The 20,429-nt window shown below is 67.4% G+C and carries 18 protein-coding genes and 1 pseudogene; 9 read left to right on the top strand and 10 right to left on the bottom strand.

The genetic code is table 11. The features are described 5' to 3' along the window. Positions 1 to 121 precede the first annotated feature (121 nt). The 3 genes from FGL25_RS11290 (at position 122) to FGL25_RS11280 (ending at position 4,767) form a co-directional block, all read left to right on the top strand. Complete coding sequence (locus FGL25_RS11290) at positions 122 to 2,218, top strand: TonB-dependent receptor (RefSeq protein ID WP_167493338.1); 2,097 nt, start codon at positions 122 to 124, stop codon at positions 2,216 to 2,218. 14 nt (positions 2,219 to 2,232) lie between these two features. Next, positions 2,233 to 3,402, top strand: coding sequence for an amidohydrolase family protein (locus FGL25_RS11285; RefSeq protein ID WP_134582099.1), 1,170 nt, complete (start codon positions 2,233 to 2,235; stop codon positions 3,400 to 3,402). A gap of 66 nt (positions 3,403 to 3,468) precedes the next feature. Continuing rightward, a complete protein-coding gene (locus tag FGL25_RS11280) occupies positions 3,469 to 4,767 on the top strand; it encodes an MFS transporter (protein ID WP_134582100.1) in 1,299 nt (432 codons plus the stop codon). On the opposite strand, the gene FGL25_RS11275 is transcribed toward FGL25_RS11280, so the two are convergent. The 3 genes from FGL25_RS11275 to FGL25_RS11265 are packed head-to-tail and all read right to left on the bottom strand — an operon-like array spanning position 4,751 to position 7,972. After that, on the bottom strand, positions 4,751 to 5,920 hold the full coding sequence (locus FGL25_RS11275) for an acetyl-CoA C-acetyltransferase (protein WP_138141732.1): 1,170 nt from the start codon (positions 5,918 to 5,920) through the stop codon (positions 4,751 to 4,753). The genes FGL25_RS11280 and FGL25_RS11275 overlap by 17 nt on opposite strands. Positions 5,921 to 5,936: 16 nt before the next feature. Beyond that, on the bottom strand, positions 5,937 to 6,809 hold the full coding sequence (locus FGL25_RS11270) for an acyl-CoA thioesterase (protein ID WP_134582102.1): 873 nt from the start codon (positions 6,807 to 6,809) through the stop codon (positions 5,937 to 5,939). Then, positions 6,806 to 7,972, bottom strand: a complete 1,167-nt coding sequence (locus FGL25_RS11265; RefSeq protein ID WP_134582103.1) for an acyl-CoA dehydrogenase family protein — start codon at positions 7,970 to 7,972, stop codon at positions 6,806 to 6,808. The genes FGL25_RS11270 and FGL25_RS11265 overlap by 4 nt, the downstream gene beginning before the upstream one ends. Before the next feature lie 150 nt (positions 7,973 to 8,122). Here FGL25_RS11265 and FGL25_RS11260 point away from each other — a divergent pair, with 150 nt between their 5' ends. The 6 genes from FGL25_RS11260 to FGL25_RS11235 all read left to right on the top strand — a co-directional run bounded on the left by FGL25_RS11260 (position 8,123) and on the right by FGL25_RS11235 (position 14,098). Then, positions 8,123 to 8,902, top strand: a complete 780-nt coding sequence (locus FGL25_RS11260; protein WP_252970137.1) for an enoyl-CoA hydratase/isomerase family protein — start codon at positions 8,123 to 8,125, stop codon at positions 8,900 to 8,902. 80 nt (positions 8,903 to 8,982) lie between these two features. Then, on the top strand, positions 8,983 to 10,134 hold the full coding sequence (locus FGL25_RS11255; RefSeq protein WP_134582105.1) for a thiolase: 1,152 nt from the start codon (positions 8,983 to 8,985) through the stop codon (positions 10,132 to 10,134). Between the two features lie 17 nt (positions 10,135 to 10,151). Next, positions 10,152 to 10,946, top strand: a complete 795-nt coding sequence (locus FGL25_RS11250) for an enoyl-CoA hydratase-related protein (protein ID WP_134582106.1) — start codon at positions 10,152 to 10,154, stop codon at positions 10,944 to 10,946. A 1-nt stretch (position 10,947) separates the two neighbouring features. Then, the gene (locus tag FGL25_RS11245) at positions 10,948 to 11,760 is read left to right on the top strand and encodes an SDR family oxidoreductase (RefSeq protein ID WP_197733839.1); all 813 of its coding nucleotides are present in this window, start codon (positions 10,948 to 10,950) and stop codon (positions 11,758 to 11,760) included. Positions 11,761 to 11,765: 5 nt separating this feature from the next. Beyond that, a complete protein-coding gene (locus FGL25_RS11240) occupies positions 11,766 to 13,322 on the top strand; it encodes a class I adenylate-forming enzyme family protein (RefSeq protein WP_208542142.1) in 1,557 nt (518 codons plus the stop codon). Positions 13,323 to 13,324: 2 nt separating this feature from the next. Further along, a complete protein-coding gene (locus FGL25_RS11235; RefSeq protein WP_134582107.1) occupies positions 13,325 to 14,098 on the top strand; it encodes an SDR family NAD(P)-dependent oxidoreductase in 774 nt (257 codons plus the stop codon). Here FGL25_RS11235 and FGL25_RS11230 read toward each other — a convergent pair whose 3' ends face one another. From FGL25_RS11230 to FGL25_RS11205, 7 genes and pseudogenes are all read right to left on the bottom strand, one after another. Next, entirely contained in the window at positions 14,099 to 14,833 is a 735-nt protein-coding gene (locus tag FGL25_RS11230) for an SDR family NAD(P)-dependent oxidoreductase (protein ID WP_134582108.1), read from the bottom strand. It lies immediately after the preceding gene. Further along, on the bottom strand, positions 14,830 to 15,732 hold the full coding sequence (locus FGL25_RS11225) for an acyl-CoA dehydrogenase family protein (protein ID WP_134582109.1): 903 nt from the start codon (positions 15,730 to 15,732) through the stop codon (positions 14,830 to 14,832). Before FGL25_RS11225 ends, FGL25_RS11230 begins: the two co-directional genes overlap by 4 nt. After that, positions 15,729 to 16,157: an acyl-CoA dehydrogenase family protein gene (locus FGL25_RS17585; protein ID WP_252970136.1), complete on the bottom strand. Its 429-nt coding sequence runs from the start codon at positions 16,155 to 16,157 to the stop codon at positions 15,729 to 15,731. Before FGL25_RS17585 ends, FGL25_RS11225 begins: the two co-directional genes overlap by 4 nt. Next, positions 16,154 to 16,882: an acyl-CoA dehydrogenase family protein gene (locus FGL25_RS17580; protein ID WP_252970135.1), complete on the bottom strand. Its 729-nt coding sequence runs from the start codon at positions 16,880 to 16,882 to the stop codon at positions 16,154 to 16,156. The genes FGL25_RS17585 and FGL25_RS17580 overlap by 4 nt, the downstream gene beginning before the upstream one ends. Further along, positions 16,883 to 18,123: pseudogene (locus FGL25_RS11215) on the bottom strand (CaiB/BaiF CoA transferase family protein). Then, positions 18,120 to 19,277, bottom strand: a complete 1,158-nt coding sequence (locus FGL25_RS11210; protein ID WP_134582112.1) for an acyl-CoA dehydrogenase family protein — start codon at positions 19,275 to 19,277, stop codon at positions 18,120 to 18,122. The pseudogene FGL25_RS11215 and the gene FGL25_RS11210 overlap by 4 nt, the downstream one beginning before the upstream one ends. After that, complete coding sequence (locus FGL25_RS11205; protein WP_138141731.1) at positions 19,270 to 20,361, bottom strand: acyl-CoA dehydrogenase family protein; 1,092 nt, start codon at positions 20,359 to 20,361, stop codon at positions 19,270 to 19,272. The genes FGL25_RS11210 and FGL25_RS11205 overlap by 8 nt, the downstream gene beginning before the upstream one ends. Positions 20,362 to 20,429: the final 68 nt, after the last annotated feature.

Here is a 20,429-nt window from a genome sequence, read left to right as displayed (position 1 = left end):
GGAGATCGAGCCAAGTCTATCCCCAATGCTCACAATACAAGAGCAAACAAGGGGAGAGGACATGAGGTATCTCATATTGGGCGCGATGGGGGGGGTGTGCGTCCTGTCCGCCGGAAATACAATGGCTCAGGACGCCGTTTCAAATTTCCAGCCGCCGACCAGCGGACCGTCCGCTCTGGACGATATCGTGGTGACCGCGCAGCGCCGCGCGGAGCGGCTCCAGGACGTGCCCATTTCGGTGACGGCGCTCTCAAGCGAACGGCTTGAGGACGCCGGAATCGTCTCCACGGAGGACCTGACGAGCGTTACGCCCGGGCTGGTCTTCGCGAGATCGAACCAATTCGCCCAGCCCACGATCCGCGGGGTCGGATCGCGAAACGGAAGCCAGGGCGACGAGTCCAGCGTCGCCATCTACATCGACGGCGTCTATCGGCCCGAGCAGTTCAGCAACCTGTTTGAACTGGAAGGCGTGGAGCAGATCGAGGTCCTCAAGGGGCCGCAGGGGACGCTGTTCGGTCGCAACGCGGCGGGCGGCGCGATCAACATCACCACCCGTTTGCCGTCGGCCGAACCCGACCTGTCGGTCGCCCTGTCCGCAGGGGATTTCGGCTACTGGAAGGCGGCGGGTTATGTCTCCGGACCGCTGACCCGGCGCCTGAGCGCCAACCTGGCGGTGACGGCCCTGAAGGACGACGGCTTCGTCCGCAACATCTTCCTGAATGAGGACAGCGGTAGCCGCGAACTTTTTGCCGCGCGCACCAAGCTGGTGTTCGACATCGACGACGTGAGCCGCCTCTGGCTGGGCGTTAGCTACCAGGACGGCCGCGACAACACCAATCAGTCCGGGCAGCCTCTGGCCGGGAACAGCCGTGGGCGTAGGGCTCCGGGAGCGGTCGTGCCGACCGAGCCCTGGACGACGGCGACCCAGTTCACTCCCATATCCAAGGGCGAATCGTTCGCGGTGGATCTTCACTACAGTCGCGAGTTCGTAGGCTTCGATCTCCGCACGATCCTCGCCTACAGCAAGGCCAGTCAATACAATCTCACGGACTCTGACAACACGTCGGCGCCTGTGTCCGGCAATGACACGACCTTCAACGCTGAGACCTACAGCCTTGAGGCGGTGCTCGCGTCGAGCGGCACAGGGCGCTGGAACTGGACGCTCGGCGGCAATCTCTTTTCTAATGAGTCGGTCCTGGATCCCTTTCTTTCGGGCGCGACGAATTTCGCCGGTCGACAGGAGGCCAAGGCGGCCTCGCTCTTTGGCGAGGTCGTCTTCGAACCGGTTTCGGGCCTGTTTCTCACGGGCGGATTGCGCGCCTCCTACGAGGAGCGCAGCGCCCGTTTCAGCCAGAGGACGCCGACCGTGGTCACGGCGGAAGGCGAAGACAACTGGTCCGACGTGTCGCCCCGCGTGGTCGCGCGCTATCAGTTCGCCAAAAATTCGAATGTGTACGCTTCCTACACGCGGGGCTTCAAAAGCGGCACGTTCAACTCGACCTCGGCGGTCGGCTCCTCGGTGCCGGCGGCCCCCGAATATGTCGACGCCTTCGAGGTCGGGTTGAAGTCGGACCTCGCGCAGCGCGTGCGGCTCAACCTGGCGGCCTATCAATACGACTATCAGGACCTGCAGGTAACCGTGCCCTTGTTCATCAACGGCGCCACCACCTTCGCCCTGGCCAATGCGGCCCAATCCACCATCAAGGGCCTGGAAGCCAATATCGACGCCTCGCTGACCGACCGATTGAACCTGCGCTTCGGCGGCTCTCTCCTGGACGCCCGCTACGACGAGTTTCCGGACGCCGTTGTGCTTGAGCCGGATCCGGCCCTCTACGTCGGCGGCGCGCCCGCGGGTAATCGCCAGGTCGTGCGGGACGTGAGCGGCAATCGCCTCTCCCGATCTCCGGAATGGACGTGGAGCCTGGGGCTCGACTACACCCTGCCGCTCCTCGGGGGCGATCTGCGCCTGGGCGCGGACGCTTACGCCAGCGCTCAATGGTATTCCGATCCGCTGAACCGGATCCGGCAGCCGCAATACACCCAGCTCAACGCTTCGGCGCGCTGGACGTCGCCGAGCGGGCGCTGGTCGGCGCTGGTCTCGGGCGAGAACCTCACGGACGAAGCGATCTATTCCAACATGTTCACCTCGGCCTTGGGTGATTTCGTCGCCTATCAGCGGCCGCGCTTCGTCTCCTTCACTCTCAAATATCAACTCTAGGAAGGACGTTTCGAATGAGCGTTTCCGAAATTGCCGCACCGCCCAAGGATGCATTCTTCGGCGAGCGGCTGGACGCCGACGGCCATGTCTATCCCGAGCCGGACCTGATGCGCGACATTCTGGGCGATCTCGGCCGCGACCCGATCTCCGACTACATCGCCGCCTATTTCGACTCGGACGAGGATAAGGCGAGCCGCGCGCAGAACCGCGAGGACATCTGGTCCGTCAAGGGCATCAGCGCCTTGGGCGCGTCCTTCTCGCGCGCCGAAGAGCGAGTCGAAGCCATCGACATGATGGGGTTGCGGTCGCAACTGGTCTTCCAGAACACCTTCGGCAAGGAGCTTCGGGTGGACTCGCCGGCGGCTCGCGCCGCCTGCCGGCGCTACAATGACGTCGCCCTGGCCTGGGGCGCCCAGACAGGCGGGCGCGCGCGGGTCGCCTGCATGATCAACATGGGCGACATCGCCTGGGCGCTCGAAGAGGTCGATCGCGTGATCAAGGGCGGGGCCAAGCTCGTCACCCTGCCTTGCGCGGCGCCGCCGGCCGGTCTGTCTCCGGCGCATTCGGCTTGGGACCCCTTCTGGCGGCGCCTGGAGGAGGCGGACGTCGCGGTGACCCTGCATCTGGGCGGCGGCGGCATGTTGAGCGGTCAGGATCCCGATCCGATCCTGCCTGCACGGGAATGGGGCCAGGCGGAGACGCTCAAGGGCTCGCCCGCCTCGCGCCCCGGCGGCGAAGAGGCGATCAGCCCCTACTTCATGCTCGTGGCGCATATGCCGGCCGAACTCTATCTTCAGATCCTGGTCATGGGCGGGGTCTTCGAACGTTTCCCCGGCCTGCGGTTCGGCATCATCGAATACGGGTCGGGGTGGGTCGGGCCTTGCGTCGAGCGCATGGACCTGTGGACGGGCTTTCTGGCCAAGGTCGGCCGGTCGTATCCGATGAAGCCCAGTGAATACGTGCGTCGGAACGTCCGGGTGGCGCCCTTCTACCACGAGAATCTGCCTCTGATGATCGAGCGCTACGGCATGGAGGAGATCTATGTCTTCAGCACCGACTATCCCCATCTGGAGGGCAGCCGCGATCCGGTCGGCAAGTTCCAGAAATGGTTGGACCGTCTCGATCCCGGCTATGCTCGGAAGTTCTTCGTCGAGAACGGCGCGCTCCTGTTTCCTGGACTTTGACCGCCTCCCGACTATCGGGCCGGGGCTTCCCCGGCCCGGACTTTTTATCCTGAACCGAGAGGCCCGATGACCGCGAGCAATCCCGCCCGACTCGGCCAGACGCGGACGACGACCGCCGCCTGGCTGGCCCTGCTGCTGTTGACCCTGGTCAACGCCTTCAGCCTGATCGACCGCAAGCTGCCCTTCATCATGCTGGAGAGCATTCGCGCGGAGTTCGTCCTGACCGATACGCAGGTGGGTCTGCTGGGCGGCGTCATGTTCACCGTCATCTACTCTCTCCTAGGCCTGCCGCTGGCCCGGCTGGCGGATCGCACGTCGCGCAAGCTGGTGGTGTCAGGCGCGCTGGCGTTCTGGAGCCTGATGACCGCCGCAGGCGCCTTGAGTCAGAACTTCGTTCACCTCGCGCTCGCCCGGGTGGGGCTGGCGGTCGGCGAGGCGGGGGCGGTTCCGCCGAGCCAGGCGATCCTGGCGGACTATTTTCCGCTTCGCCGCCGGGGTCTCGCCATGGCGGTCTTTCAGGCTGGCGGGGCGATCGGCGTGATGGGCGGCCTGGCGCTCGGGGGCCGGCTCGTCGAGAGCCTGGGCTGGCGCGAAACACTGCTTCTGGCCGGGGGCGCAGGCTTGGCGCTGACGGCGGCCATGCTGATCGTGCTCAGGGAGCCGAAACGGGGGCAGAGCGAGGACGCGATCGAGGCCGAGGAGACGGCGACCCTCTGGCAGGCCCTGGCGACGTTGTGGCGCTTGAAAACCTTCAAATGGCTGGCCGTGGGCGGGGCCTTGTTCACGCTCGGCACGTCCGCCATCATCACTTTCGGACCCAGCTATCTCGTTCGGGTCAGGGGATTTTCCATCGCCGACGCGGGCGCCTACATCGGCGTGGTGACCGGCCTGGCCGCCGGCGCCGGCGTCCTCGCAGGGGGATGGATCTCGAGCTGGAACAGCCCCAGGCGGACGTTGATCCTGGCGGCGCTGGGCCTGGTCGTCAGCGCCCCTTGCCTGTACTTCGCTCTGAACACCGACAGTCGCGTGGGGCTGCTGCTTCTGCTGGCGGCGCCGCTTTTCCTCGGCTCGCTCTACATGGGGCCGAGCTACGCCTTCGCCCAGACCATGGCTCCCGTGCACATGCGCGCGCTCACGGCGTCGGTGATGGTCTTCATCATCCATGGCCTGGGGACGTCGCTGGGGCCCCTGTGTGTCGGCGCCGTCAGCGACGCCCTTGCGCCGAGCCGCGGTGCCGACGGTCTGCGGCTGGCGCTGTTGATCGCACCGATCGCCTATGTCGCGGCCGGGGCGGCGATCATCGCCGCCGCCCGCCGCGTCGAGGTCGACCTGCCGGGCGGGAACCGGGTCAAAGCCGCTCGATGATCGTGACGTTCGCCATGCCCCCGCCCTCGCACATGGTTTGGAGCCCGTAACGGCCGCCGCGCCGCCCCAGTTCATTGATCATCGTCGCCATGAGCTTGGTCCCGGAGGCGCCGAGCGGATGGCCCAGGGCGATCGCGCCGCCGTTGACGTTGAGCTTCTCAGGATCGGCGTCCAACGCCTTCCGCCACGCGAGGGGAATGGACGCGAAGGCTTCGTTGACCTCGTACAGGTCGATGTCCTTCAGGCCCAGGCCGGCGCGCGAAAGGGCGCGCCGCGTCGCCTCGATCGGCGCCTCGAGCATGATGACCGGATCGCCGCCGAAGACGGACATATGGTGAATCCGGGCGAGCGGGGGGCGGCCCAACGCCTTCAGGCCGGCCTCGTTCACGACAAGCACGGCCGACGCGCCGTCGCAGATCTGGCTCGAAGTGGCGGCCGTCAATCGGCCCCCCTCCTTGAGCAGCTTGACCTGGGCCATGGCCTCCAGGCTGGCGTCGTAGCGGACGCCTTCGTCCGTCTCATGGCTTTCGACGCCGTCGGGTCCTTCCACATTCAGGGCGATGATCTCTTCGCGGAAGCGTCCGGCCCGGGTGGCGGCGGCGGCTCGGCGGTGGCTTTCGAGCCCGAAGGCGTCGAGGACCTCCCGGGTCAGCTCATGCTTGGCAGCGATCATTTCCGCACCGTCGAACTGGCTGAACTTCACGCCAGGATAGCGCGCGGCCATGCGGACGCCGCGCGATACGCCGAATCCCTGTTCCGCCGGCAGGACCGAGGGCAGGCCCATCGGCACGCGGGACATGCTCTCGACGCCGCCGGCGATGACGGCGTCCGCGCTCCCCGCCAGGACGGCCTGGGCGGCGAAGTGAAGCGCCTGTTGGGATGAGCCGCACTGGCGATCGACGGAAACGCCCGCAACCGTCTCCGGAAGATTGGATGACAGCACCACGTTGCGGGCGACGTTCTGCGACTGCTCGCCGACCTGGCCGACGCAGCCGAAGATCAGATCGTCGATGAGCGCCGGATCGGCTCCGGAGCGCTCCAGGAGCGCATCGACGACGGCGCCGCCGAGGTCGGCGGGATGCCAGTCCTTCAGCTTGCCGTTGCGACGGCCGCCTGCGGTGCGGACGGCGGATACGATATAGGCCTCGGCCATGGTGTCTCCTTCGGCGCTAGCGGCGCCGGATCAAAAGCTCTTGGGAAGTGGAGGCCGCGAGAGCGCCGCTGCTGGCGTACAGGCGGCCGAAGCTGAGTCCGCGGGCCTGGCCGGCCCAGGGGCTTTCCGTTTCATGGAGGAACCAGTCGTCTGCCTGCACAGGGCTGTGAAACCAGATGGCGTGGTTCAGGCTGAGGGTCGTAAAGCCGCCGTCGAAAGCCGAGCGTGTATGAGGCATCATCGCCGCGGTCGGCATCATGAAGTCGGACAGGAAGGCCAGGGCGGCGTAGCCCGAGGTGTCGGGAGCGGCGTCCACGCCCCGCACCCAGAACCGGCCGCGCGGCTCCGCCGGATGGGTGAAATAGTCCAATGGCCGCATCAACCGGGCGTCGATCGCCCTGAGACCGCCGACCCCTTCTGCTTCCGCAGAGGCGATGTCGCTCGGGTAGACATGCCCCAGGTCCGCGAGGCGGGGCAGACTCTGGGGGGCGTCGATCGCGGTCGAGCGGGGCCGCTGGTGCGCAACGCCGTCCTCGGGCGCGTGGAAGCTGATCATCGCCTCGAAGGCGAGGGGGCCGTCGCCCTGGCGCGCGGTGACCCTCCGCTCGGAAAAGGACCGGCCGTCCCGCAACGTCTCGACAAGGTAATCGATCGGCCGATCGGGATCGCCGCCGACCAGAAAACGCGCGAACATCGCGCTGGGCGGTCGGCCGGGCGCCGTCTCTTGGGCCGCGACCATCGCCTGCCCCAGGAAACACCCGCCGAAAACAGCCTGGCTGTGATTGCGCTGGAAGACGGTTGCTCGAAACCGCTGCTCATCGCGGCGGGACAGCCGCAGGATGTCGCCGACCGCGACGGCCGGCCGGTCGGCGGCGGAGGGGGCGGTCATTCCCGCGGCAGCCGCATCAGATTGGCGATGTTGGAACGCTGGATGGTGGACGACCCGCCGAAGATCGGCAGGACAAGAGCATCGCGGACATAGCGTTCCATGGCGAAGCCCTGCGCATAGCCGTAGGCGCCCATCACGGTCTGGCAGTCGAGGGCGATGCCGCGCACGGTTTCCGCGATGAAAAGCTTAGTCATCGAGGTCTGCACGGCGCTCGGCTCGCCGCGCTTCACCAGGCCGGCGGCATGGTCGAGCATCAGGCGGCAGGCCCTCAGTCGGGTCTGGACGTCGGCGAGCGTATGCCGCACGGCCTGGTGCCCGCAGATGCGCTTGCCGAACTGGGATCGTTCCTGACTGTACAGCCAGGCTTCCTCGACCATCGCTTCTCCGAGACCCATGGCCATGGCCGAGGGCTGCAGTTTCTCCACCTCTAGGGTCGGGCCGGCGAGCTGGCTCCATCCCTGGTTCCAGCCCGCCTCTTCGCCCATGACGTCGCGCACAGAGACCTCGACATTTTCGAAAACGACGTCGTTCGTGGGCACCCCGCGAACGCCCATGGTCTCCGTCGTCGTCATGCTGACGCCCGCCGCGTCGCGAGGGACGATCAGGAAGGACAGGTTGCGGTGCCGGTCTTCCTGCGGACCGCTGCGCACCAGGGCGTAGATGTAGTCGGCGAACTCCGCGCCGGAACACCAGCGCTTCACCCCGTTGACGATGATCTTGTCGCCCGACCGTTCGGCCCTCGTGGCGACGGCAGTCAGGTCGGCTCCGACATCCGGCTCCGACAGGCCGAGAGCGAACAGGAGGCGGCCTTCGGCGACGCGGGGCAGCAGACGGGCCTTCTGGTCGGCGCTGCCGAGTTCGCCCAGGTTCAGGCCGGCGTAGCTGACGCACATCACATAGAGGCCGGCCAAGGCCATGCTGCGGCGGGCCAATTCCTCGACCACCATCAGCAAGGCGGGCACGTCCACGCCCAGGCCTCCGTGTTCCTCGTCCACGGCGAGACCGCAGACGCCAAGCTCGGCGAGTCCCAGAATAAGCTCCGGCGGCAGCCGATCTTCCCGGTCCCATTTCGCGATCGTCTCGGGCGGGGCGATGTCGTCGAGGAGCCGGCGCAGGCTGTCGCGGAGCATCAGAACCTCATCTGACAACAGTTCGGACGCCATGCGGTCTACTCCCTAGGTTTCTTGTCGGCGGCTGACTTGCAACCCTTCCGGCTTAGGCGTTAAATCTAACGAACGTTCGACAGGTGTCAAACGGCTTGAATGCGATGTGAACGGCGCCAGCCTTGAGGCTGGCTCCTATTGGAGGTGACGATGAGTGATCCCGTCCTTTACCGCCAGAATGGCGGCGTGGTTTCTATCGTCCTCAACCGGCCGGACCGCCTCAACGCTATCGACCCCGGCCTGGCGGAGGCTTTCCTGACGGCCACCGAAAGGGCGGTCGCCGATATCGCGGCGCGGGTTGTGATCATCAAGGGGGAAGGGCGCGCGTTCATGGCGGGCGGCGATCTCGCCTATTTCCGGGAGGCGGGAGCGGAAGCCCCTGCGGCGGCCTGGCGATTGATCGCTCCGCTTCACCGGGCCATCTCGCTACTCGCCGAAAGTCCTCTGATCACCATCGCGGAACTGCATGGCGCGGTGGCGGGGGGCGGACTGAGTCTGGCCCTGTCCACTGATCTCGCCGTTTGCACCGACACCGCGCGTTTCGACATGGCCTATCTGAAGGTGGCCGCCAGTCCGGACTGCTCGGGGTCCTGGAGTCTGGTGCGGCATCTCGGCCTTCGCCGCGCCATGGGCGTGGCGCTGTTGGGGCAAACCTTGAGCGCCTCGGAGGCTCTGGCGCTGGGCCTGGTGAACTCGGTCTTTCCGGCCGATCTGCTGAGCGCTGAAGTCGAGGCGATCGCCGACCGTCTTTGCGGGGGCCCGCGTGAGGCGATCGCCGCCACGAAGAGGCTCTTGCGCGCCGCAGGGGACAAGCCGCTCGAAGAACAGTTGGAGACCGAGGCGGAGGCTTTCGTCACGGCGGCGGGATCAAGGGATTTCAGGGAGGCCCTGGCCGCCTTCTTTGAACGCCGTCCGCCGAAATTCGAATAAAATCTAACAAACGATAGACAGAAACATCGGCGCTGTTTAGCGTCTGGTCAGGGGCTGCGAAGACGGCCGAGGAGGCGTCAATGGATCAATTTCCGCGTGGAGCGGCCGCAATCGTCGGCGCCGCCACCTTCGGCGTCGGAGAGGCTCCGGGCTATACGCCGAACGACATGGCGGCCCTGGCGGGCCTGGCGGCCCTCGAACAGGCGAACATCGGCCTGAACGAAGTCGACGGCCTCTTCGTCTGTACGTCGAACGACGCGCTCTCCGGGCTCGGCGTGGCGGAATATCTCGGCATCCGTCCGGCCTTCACGGACAATAACCGCACGGGCGGATCCGCCTTCATGAGTCACGTGGTCATGGCCGCCCTGGCCCTGGACGCCGGCTATTGCGACGTCGCGCTCGTCGTTCACGGCAGCAACCAGCGCACGGGGGCCGGCGGACTGGTGTCGATGCGGCAGGCGTCGCCCTATGAGACGCCCTATCGCCCTCTCAATCCGCTCTCCTCCTACGCCTTGGCCGCTTCGCGCCATATGCACGTCTTCGGCACGACCCGGGAGCATCTGGCCGCCGTGGCCGTGTCGGCCCGGCAGTGGGCGAACCTCAATCCCGAAGCCTTCGCCCAAGGGCCGTTGACGATCGACGACGTGTTGGCCGCGCGCATGGTGTCGACGCCGCTGACGGTTCGGGACTGCTGTCTCATTACGGACGGCGCCGCAGCCGTGGTGCTCGTCCGGGCCGACCGGGCGAAGGATCATGCGGCCAAGCCGGTCTATGTTCTCGGCGGGGCGGCGGAGACGTGGCACGCCGATATCGCCTCGATGCCCGATCTGACGGCGACGGCCGCTTCAGCGTCCGGACGGCGGGCCTACGCCATGGCCGGACTGGGGCCGACCGATATCGACGTGGTTCAGCTCTACGACGCCTTCAGCATCAACACCCTTCTGTTCCTGGAAGACCTCGGCTTCTGCAAGAAGGGGGAGGGCGGTCCGTTCGTCGCGAGCGGCGCGATCGCGCCCGGAGGCCCGCTGCCGGTCAACACCAACGGGGGCGGGCTCTCCTACGCTCACCCCGGCATGTATGGCCTGCTCGCCATCGTCGAGGCGGTGCGTCAGTTGCGGGGGGAGGCCGGCGCGCGCCAGATTCCCGACGCCGAAACCGCCCTGGCCCACGGCAACGGCGGGACCTTGTCCAGCCAGGCCACCCTGATCCTCGGCGGCGCGGCCGCCCTTTGACCCTCAAGGAGACCTTCGTGCGCTTCGAAGACTATAAATCCATCAGCTTTTCGCGTCGGGGCAAGGTCCTCACTGCGACCCTGAACGTACCCGATCAGCTGAACGCGATCGCCGGCGCCCTGCACACCGAGCTGGCGCATCTTTTTCCGGACGTAGCCGCCGACCCCGAGACGGATGTTCTGGTGCTCACCGGCGCCGGGCGCGCCTTCAGCGCCGGCGGCGACCTGTCGCATATCGACAAGATGCGGAATGATCCCCACGGCTTCTCGGAGGCCGTGCGCGAGGCGAAGCGCATCGTCTTCGGCGCGATCGACTGTGACAAGCCGGTGATCGCCAAGGTGAATGGCGACGCGATCGGCCTCGGCGCCACCGTCGCGCTCTTCTGCGACATCATCTTCGCGGCCGACACCGCGCGCCTGGGCGATCCTCATGTCAAGATCGGCCTTGTCGCGGGCGATGGCGGCGCGATCATCTGGCCGCAGATGATCGGCTATGCGCGCGCCAAGCATTATCTGCTCACCGGCGATCTCGTTCCCGCGCCCGACGCGGCGGCGATGGGCCTGATCAACTTCTCCCTGCCGACGGAAGAACTCGACGCCGCCGTGGACGCCTATGCGGACCGTCTGGCGGCCGGCGCCACCAAGGCGATCCGCTGGTCCAAGGTGACGATGAACATCGGCCTCAAACAGCTGGCGCACCAGATGATGGACGCGGGCATGGCCTATGAAGCGATGGCCAGCATCACCGCCGACCACGGCGAAGCGATCGCCGCCATGCGTGAACGCCGCAAGCCCGCCTACACGGGGCGTTGAGATGACCGCTGTTCACGCCGCCACGACCGTGCCGACGATCCCGTCCGGCAATCCGATGACCCTGGAGGGACGGGTCATCGTCGTTACGGGAGCCGCCCAGGGCATCGGCCGGGCGATCGCCGAGCGCGCCGTGAGCCTCGGCGCGCGGGTGGCCCTGGTCGATCTGCAGGACGAGGCGCTAAAGGCCGTTGAAGCGGCGCTGGGCGACCGCGCCAAGGCCTACGTCGGCAGCGTCGCCGACCCCTCCTTCGTGGCGGCCGCCGTCGCCGACGCCGAGGCGCACTTCGGCGGCCTGCACGGCCTGGTCAACAATGCGGGCATCACCCGGACCGCCCTGATCGAGAAGATGACGCTGGACGAATGGAACGCGGTGATCAGCGTCCACCTCACCGGGGCCTTCCTGTTCACCCAGGCTGTCGGCCGGACCATGATCGCGCGGGTGAAGGCGGGCGATCCCGTCGCCGGCGCCATCGTCAACGTCTCCTCCGACGCGGGCGTGCAGGGCACCTTCGGCCAGATCAACTACGGCGCGGCGAAGGCGGGGATGCTGGGCGCGGCGATGAGCGCCGCGCGCGAATGGGCCCGGTTCGGCATTCGCGCGAATTCAGTGGCCTTCGGGGTGGTCGAAACGCCGATGACGGAGACGGTGCGCGGCGACAAATTCCGCGACACCTATCTGGCCAAGATTCCTCTGGGACGCTTCACTCTTCCCGACGAGGCGGCGACGCCGGTCTGCTTCCTGCTGTCCGACGGCGCGTCCTACATCACCGGTCAGCGGCTGTCGGTGAACGGCGGCTTCCACATGGGGGCCTGAAGCCGTTGCGCACGCCAGACACCACTCTTCGGGACATGCTGCTGCGCAATGCGCTGCGGTACGCCGATCGTCCGGCCTTCGTGTGCGGAGACCGAAGCCTGAGCCACGGCGAGTTTCTGGCGTCCGCGCATCGACTGGCGTCGGCGCTGCATGCGGCGGGGGTGGATCGACAGGATCGCGTCGCGGTCCTGTCGATGAACTCCCTGGAGCTGGCGACGGTCTATGGCGCGTGCGAACTCCATGGCTTCGTCGCCGCGACGGTCAATTTCCGGCTGGCTCCCATGGAGATGCGGCACATCATCAGCGACAGCGGCGCCAGGGTCCTGGTCTTCGAAAGCGTCTTCACCGACCAGATCGCGGCGATCCGGGACGATCTCGACCAGGTCGAACGGTTCGTGGTCATCGGGGGCGCCCCCGACTGGGCTGAGCCGTGGGCGGATTTCATCGCCGGCGGTAAGGCCGACGGTCCTGACCTGCCGCCGCCGGAGCCAGACGACCTCTGCTATCTGATCTACACCAGCGGCACGACCGGCAGGCCGAAGGGCTGCATGTTGGAGCACAAGGCGGAGGTGGCGACCGCCTCCATTATCGCCGCGGCGATGCAACTGGCCGGTCAGGATCGGACTCTGCTGATGATGCCGCTGTTCCACATCGGCGCGAAGGCGATCGCCCTGGCCCAGCAATGGGTGGGCGGAGTCGTCCACCTGCACCGGACCTATGATCCGGCCGCCATCCTGGCGGACATCGAGACGCATCGCATCACCGCCACCCACATGGCGCCGACCCTCGTCCAGGGGCTGCTCGACTGCCCCGATATCGAAACGCGCGATATTTCGAGCCTCCGAACCCTGCTCTATTCGGCGGCGCCGATGCCGCCCGTGCTGCTGGATCGGGCCTTGCGCGCATTCGGCCCCATCTTTCAGCAGATGTACGGCCAGACCGAGGGGATCGGCACATTGCTGCCCGTGTCGGCCCATTCGCTTTCCGACGACGCCGGGGCGCGCCGGCGACTCTATTCGATCGGTCATGCCTTCATCGGCTGCGAGATCGCCATCCTGGACGACGCCCATCGCCAGCTTCCCGCCGGGGAAATCGGCGAGATCTGCATCCGCGGCCCCGTGATGATGCGCGGCTACTGGAACAACAGCGCGGCGACGCTGGCGACGCTTCGGGACGGTTGGCTTCACACCGGCGACGTCGGCCATATCGACGCCGACGGCTACGCCTATCTGGTCGACCGCAAGAAGGACGTCATCATTTCGGGCGGCGAGAACATCTATTCCCGCGAGGTGGAGGACGCCATCCTGGCGCATCCGGACGTCACGGGGGTGGCGGTGATCGGGACGCCTGACGCCAAATGGGGCGAGGCGGTGCTTTCGGCGGTCGTGACGCGGCCCGGCAGCACGCTCAGCGAGGCGGATGTCATCGAACACTGCCGCACGCTCATCGCCGGATACAAGCGTCCGCGCCGCGTCGTCTTCGTCGACAGCCTGCCCACCCTGCCCAGCGGGAAGATCAACAAGCCGGCGTTGCGTGACGCGCTTCGCCAGGGGGAGATATAGACATGACGCGCAACAAGGCCTTCGAGACGGGAGCCGCCCTCGTGATCGGCGGCGGCGGCGGGGTCGGCGGCGCGGTCGCGCGCGCCCTGGCGGCCGATGGCGCGGATGTGGTCCTGACCTATCGATCCAGCCGTTCGGCCGCCGAGGCGACCGCGGAGGCCGTTCGCGACCTCGGCCGGAAGGCGGACTGTCACGCGCTCGATCTGACAGACCATGTCGCGGTCGCGGAACTGGTCGCCGACGTTGAGCGAGAGGCGGGGGCTATCCATACGGTGGTCTATGCGGCCGGCCCGATGCTGCCGTTCAAATTCCTGTCCTCCGTCACCCCCGGGGAATTCGCCGAGTTTCTCACTGGCGACACCCTGGCCTTCTTCGCCCTGATGCACGCGGCGATTCCCGCCCTGCGGCGGTCGCGCGGGTCCGCGGTGGCGATCCACACCACCGGCCTGTATCGTTGGCCTCTGAAGGACGGACTCTCCGTCGTGCCCAAGGCCGGGGTGGAGTCGATGGTGAAGGGTTTCGCGCGCGAGGAGGGGCGTTTCGGCGTGCGCGTGAACGGCGTGGCGCTGGGGGTCCTGGACGGCGGTCTGTTCGATAAGATGAAGGCGGCGGGCCAGATCAACGAGAAGTTCGTCGATGCGACCATCGCGGCCGTCCCGCTGGGTCGGCTTGGCCAGCTGGAGGAAATCGGCGACGCGGCGGTGTTTCTGGCCTCGTCCCGGGCCGCCTATGTCACGGGCCACAGCATCGTCGTGGACGGCGGCTTCCACCTCTGATCAGTGGAAGCTTCGGCCTCCATCGACAGCGAGGGCGACGCCGGTGACATAGGCGCTGTCGTCGCCGGCCAGGAACAGGATCGCTTTCGCGATCTCTTCGGGCGTGGCGATCCGACCCAGGGCGTAGCCCGCGCCGACCACCGCGTCGGCGTCGGCCGCGTCGCCGGTCATCTGGCTGAACATCGGCGTACGGACGGCGCCGGGACATACGGCGTTGACGCGGATCGTCGGGGCCAGTTCCCGGGCGAGGGCCTTGCTCAACATGACGACGCCGGCCTTACTGGCGCTATAGGCGGCGCCGGCGAACGACGGGGTCAGGCCGCTGGCCGAGGCCAGGTTGACGATGACGCCCCGGTCCGAGGCCCGCAGGGCCGGGATGGCGGCGCGGCAGGTCAGGAAAACGCCCGTCAGATTGGTGTCGACGAGCCGCCGCCAATCGTCCAGCGAGGTGTTTTCGAGCGTTTGGGTGGTCGCGACCCCCGCGCAATTGACCAGGCCGTCGAGGCCGCCGAGCGCCTGGACGGCGGCCGAGATCGCCGCCCCGGTCGCCGACTCGTCGCGTACATCCGCTTGAAACGCTTCGGCGCCGATCGCCTGTCCCAAGATCCGCGTCTCTGCGTCCGCGAAATCGATCAGGGCGAGCCGAGCGCCGGCTTCCGCGAGCAGGCGGGCGGCGGCGGCGCCGATCCCGGAGCCCGCGCCGGTGACGATGATCCGTTTGCCTGCGACGCTCACGCGGCGGCTCCCAGGTCCCAATCCGCCACCAGCGTGGGCCACAGGCGGCCGGCTGTCGGCAGATAGCGTCGGGCGAGGGCGTCGCCCCAGGCCGCTTCGCCGCCGGCGACATCGCGCCATCCCCACATCGCCATGGTCAGGCGGTGCAGGGGATATTCTTCGGTGACGCCGATGGCCCCGTGGATCTGATGCGCGCAGGCCGTCCCGACTCTGACGGCGAGCGATGTCCGGCCTTTGGCGATGCACGCCGCGAGGGTCGGATCGCGAGGCAGAAGATGGAAGCCGAGATCCACGGCGGCGCGGGCCGCCGTCGCTTCAAGCCCCAGTTCCGCGGCAAGACGCTGAACCGCCTGGAACTTGCCGAGCGGGCGGCCGAACTGGGTGCGCGTCGAGGCGTGGTCGACGCTCAGCTCCAAGGAGCGCTGAAGGGCGCCCGCGATCTGGGCGGCCGTGGCCACGGCGAGGGCGGCCTCGGCGAGCCCCGAAGCGACGGTCCGGTGCTCCGCGCCGCCCGAAGGGGCGGTCAGCGACAACAGATCGGCGTCATCGAGGCGGCGGGACGTCAGGGCCCAGGCGCCTTGCGGGACGGTATCGCCTCCGGTCAGAATGACGGGCGCATCCGGCGCCGAAAAACCGGCCTGGTCGAGAAGCCAGCCTCCGACCAGCGCCTCGGCGAGCGGCGCGGGCGCCGCATAGCCGCCCCAGGCGACGAGGGGCGCGACCAGATCGCTCCACTCCAGCCCCTGGCCGCCCGAGCTTTCGCGGATCAAGGCCCGATCGAAGCCGAGCTCCAGAAGCCTCGACCACAGGGCGTCGCGGTCCGGACGGTCGGGGGCCGCCTCTTCCATGAGCCGCCGGATCTGATCCGCGAGCAGTCCGCCAATGTCCAGTTCGCTCATCTCAGGCCCAGTCCTCGCGCCACGATGCCTTGCATGATTTCGCGCGTGCCGCCGCGAAGGGAATAGGTGGGGGAAATCTCCAGCGTGGCCTGAAGGAGCTCCGCCAGGTCCGCCGGCAGGGGCTCGTGTCCGGGCAAGGCCGCGAGAATGGCCCGGGTCAGTTCCGGCACGTTCTGTTCGAACGTCACGCCCAGTTCCTTGACGACCGCAGCCTCGAGGTTCGGCGTCTCCCCGCGTGAAAGTTTCTCGGCAAGCGACAGAGACATGAAACGAAGCACCGCCACATCGGCCAGCGCCTGGCCGATTTGGGCTCTCACCCCGCGGTCGGCGGCGCAGGCCGGATGCCGCGCGAGGCGGTCCAACAGCGGAAAGGCGCTCATGAACCGATCCGGCCCGCTGCGCTCGAAGGCCAGTTCAGCGGTCACCTGGGCCCAGCCTGCGCCAGCCTCGCCCACAAGCGCCTCGCTGGGACGAACACATCATCGAATGTCACCTCGTTGAAATGCGCCTGTCCCGAAAGATCGCGAATGCCGCGGATCTCGATCCCGGGCGCCGACAGGTCGATCAGCAATTGCGACAACCCCTTCTGCCGGTCGGCGGACGTCCCTTCGGTGCGGAACAGACCGAGCATATAGGCCGACTGATGGGCGTTGGTGGTCCATATCTTGCGCCCATTGAGCCGCCACCCGCCCGGAACGGGATCGGCGCGCGATCGGATCGCCGCGAGATCAGAGCCGGCATCCGGTTCGCTGAGGCCCACGCAGATCGAGATTTCGCCCCTCGCCAGGCGCGGTAGGAAGGCCTGCTTCTGGGCTTCCGTGCCCAGTCGAAGCAGGAGCGGGCCTGTTTGCCGGTCGCCCGTCGAATGCGCTCCGATGGGCGCCCCGACGGCCATCATCTCCTCGAGGACCACATAGCGTTCGAGCATCGAGCGCGCCTGACCGCCGTATGCCTTCGGCCAGGTCATGCCGATCCAGCCGCGGGCCCCGACCGCCAGGGTGAAGGATCGATCGAAACCGACCCAGGACTGAGCCACGGATCGGGCGCTCCAACTGTCCTGATGCTCGGCCAGGAAGGCGCGAACTTCGGCGCGGAGCGTCCCCGCGCCAGGGGGAAGGGCGACGTGGGCGAACTGCAGCGAAGCCTGCATTCAGATCGCTCCCTTGTCGCTCAACGCCGCCATCGCTTCCGGCCCAAGACCGAGCAGGCCGGCGAGAACCTCCTGGGTATGTTCCCCCATCAGAGGCGGCGCCCGTCGATAGGCGACCGGGGATCGGGACAGTCTGAGCGGGCTGGCGACGGTCCGCACGGCCCCCAGGCTGGGATGGTCGAGGGCGACGATCATCGATCGCGCCTCGACGTGAGGATCGTGCTCCAGGTCGGACATGGCGTTGATCGGGCCGCAGGACACCTTGGCGGCGTTCAGCGTCTCCACCCACCAGGCTCTCGGCTGCGTGCGGATGATGTCCCCACGGCGGCCTTGATGGCGGCGCGGTTCTCGACGCGGCCGCCGTTCGTGGCGAACCGGGAGTCGGTTCTCCATTCCGGCCGGCCGAGGGCGTCGGCCAGACGATAGAACTCCCGATCATTGAAGGTGGCGATGATGACGTGGCCGTCCGACGCCTCATAGACGCCATAGGGCGCGGCGCTGGGATGGTCGTTGCCGGTCCGCCCGAGGACGGTTCCGGCGTTCAGCCAGGCCGAAGCGGTGTTCAACAGGGATGAAAGCTGAGAATCGAACAAGGAGATGTCGACCAGCTGGCCCTGACCGGTCCGGTGGCGATGTTGCAGGGCGGCGAGAATTCCGATGGTCGCGTTCATTCCCGCGAAGATGTCCACTAGGGGTATGCCCACCCGCACCGGCCCGGCGCCCGCCTCTCCATCGCGCGGTCCGGTCACGCTCATGACCCCGCCCATGCCCTGGATGAGATAGTCATAGCCGGAGCGTTCCGCGTAGGGGCCGTCCTGGCCGAAGCCGGAGACCGCGCAATAGATCAGGCGCGGATTCACCGCGCGAAGATCCTCGTAGCCGAGCCCGTACCGGGAGAGGGTGCCCGGCCGATAGTTCTCGATCAGGATGTCGCTGATCGCGGCAAGGCGGCGCAGGGCGTCCGCGCCTTCGGGAACGCTGAAGTCCAGCGCAATCGAGCGCTTGTTGCGATTGACGCTCTGGAAATAGGTGGACTCCTCGAGGTCTTCGCCATCGGCGTTCTTCATCCACGGAGGACCGACACGGCGGACATCATCCCCTTCGCCCTTTCGCTCGACCTTGATCACATCGGCGCCGAGGTCGCCCAGGGTCTGGGCCGCGAAGGGGCCGGCGACAACCCGCGTGAGGTCCAGCACCCTCAGCCCGCTCAGTGGCGGGGGCGCGATTTCAGTTGCGGTCATGACGGCAATCCCAGAACCGCTCGGGCGAGCAGGTTGCGTTGAATTTCATTGGTCCCGGCGAAGATCGCCTGTGGACGCGACATGTAATACTGCCAGGCCAGGTCGACGGTGACGTCTCCAACCTGGGACGCGCCGTCGACGGCGACCCGGCCCTGTCCGAGGTCCAGGTTGAGTTCGCTGGCCCGCTGTTGGAGTTCCGAGGACAGGACCTTCAGCATGGAGACCTCGGCGCCCGGCTCATGGCCCTCGCCGATCGCCCTGCAGATCTTGCGGTAGAGGGCGCGGACGTCATGCAAGTCCGTGGCGCATCGGGCGTAACGGTCGCGCAACTCGCCGTCGACGTCGCCGGTCGCCAGCAGGGCGCGGCTGAGGGCCAGCGCCCGAGCCGCAAGGCCGGGGCTGCCGATCCAGACGCGCTCGTAGCCGAGCAGCGATTTCGACACCGACCATCCCTGGCCGACCTCGCCGACCACCTGGGTCAGGGGAACCCGCGCCTCATCGAAGAAGACCTCGCAGAATTCATCCTCCTCCGCGAGGTTGTTGATGGGGCGCACCGTTACGCCCGGCGTCTCCATCGGCATCAGCAGGAAGGTGATGCCGTCCTGCCGTCGCTCCGTCCGGGCTGTCCGGACGAGGAGGAAAATATGAGTGGATTCATTGGCGTGGGTCGTCCAAATTTTCTGGCCGGTCACGACGATGTCGTCACCGTCGATCACGCCCGTCGTGGTGAGCGACGCCAGGTCGGAGCCCGCTCCGGGCTCCGAATAGCCCTGACACCACAGATGCTCGCCCGAGAGAATCTTGGGAAGGTATTGCGCCTTCTGCGTGTCCGAGCCGTGGAGCATGAGCGTCGGACCGAGCTGGACCTCGCCGAGATCAATGACGCGGGCGGCGCCGATGCGTTCAAGCTCCTCGGCGTAGATCACCTGCTGCGCGAAGCTCAGCCCCAGGCCGCCGTAGGCTTCCGGCCAGGCTGGCGCGCGCCAGCCCCCGGTGTTGAGCAGGTCGATCCATTCCCGGACCTGGTCGCCTCGCAGCCGCCGAAACGGACGAAGGGAGTCCTGTCGCCAGGCTGCGGGATAGTGCGTTTCAAGCCAGTCGCGGAAGCGCCCGCGGAAGGCTTCGTCGGATATCGCCGGCGAATGTTCAGCCATCGATGTCGCCTCCCAGGGCGAGAAACCGTCGTCGGTGCGCCAAGGCGCCGCCAAAACGGGGCGTGAGACCCAGAATGGTCCGGACGAAGAGGCTGACGTCGGATTCTTCCGTGAAGCCGATAGCGCCATGCAGTTGGATCGCCTCGCGGCTCGCGAGAGCGGCCGCCTCGCACGCCCTGGCCTTCGCGGCGCTGATCGCGGCCCGTGTCGTGGCGGCGTCCGGATCTGCGTCATAGAGTTCGGCGGCCTGTTCCACCGAGGCCTCCCCGAGGGCGGCGGCCATGTGCAGATCGACGGCGCGGTGTTGCAAAGCCTGGAAACTGCCCAGCGGCCGGCCGAACTGCCGTCTCACCCCTAGATGATCGAGGGTCAGGGCGTTGAGCCCTTCTGCGACGCCCAGCAGTTGGGCCGCCGTCGCCAGCGCGCCCATATCCAGGCCGCGCCGCGCCGCCCGTTGTGCGGCAGCCCCCTTGAGGATTGTTCCAGAGATCGGAGTTTCAAGAAAGTGCATGTCGGCGATCGCGCCGCCGCCTAGATCCGCACGGGTTCTCACGCTGACGCCGGCTTCGCCGCAATGGATCGCGGCCAGGACGGGCTCCCCGTCCGCCTCGGCGGTGACGAAGAGACGCTCCGCCAACGGCGACAACACCTTTTCACCGGTGAGACGGCCTGCCGTCAGCCGCGAGCGGACGGGCCATGCGTCGATCGCGTCGCCCTGTTCCTGCCAGCACAGGGCGCAGGTGTCGCCTGCGGTCGTAAGGGCGGTGACGACGCCGTCGCGGTCGTCGCCCGGCGGCAAGGCCGCGGCGAGAACGGACGGGACCAGGGCCAGCTGCACATAGGGTTCGGGCAGGAGGGCTCTGCCGAAAAGGCGTGTCAGCCGGACGGCCCCGACCGCGCCAATGTCCGCCCCGCCGTCGTCTTCCGGCAGGAGGGCGGCGGTCAACCCCATGTCGATCAAGCCGGCCCACAGCGACGCGGAGGGCGTCCTCAAGCGATCACGCGTATGGTGGTCAGCGATGAAAGCCTGGGCCGATTCCTGCACCATCGACAGGAACTCGCCCTTGCGGCTGTCCTGGTTCACGTCTGCATCCTCCTGCCGCTCGTAGCCATTCCCGCGCTGCGGCAGCGCAGGAAACTAACAAACGTTTG

Source organism: Brevundimonas vancanneytii, from assembly GCF_901421975.1.
In the GTDB taxonomy this organism is placed as follows: domain Bacteria; phylum Pseudomonadota; class Alphaproteobacteria; order Caulobacterales; family Caulobacteraceae; genus Brevundimonas; species Brevundimonas diminuta.
The sequence above is the reverse complement of the archived record's forward strand: the minus strand, read 5'-3'. Positions and strand labels throughout refer to the sequence as shown.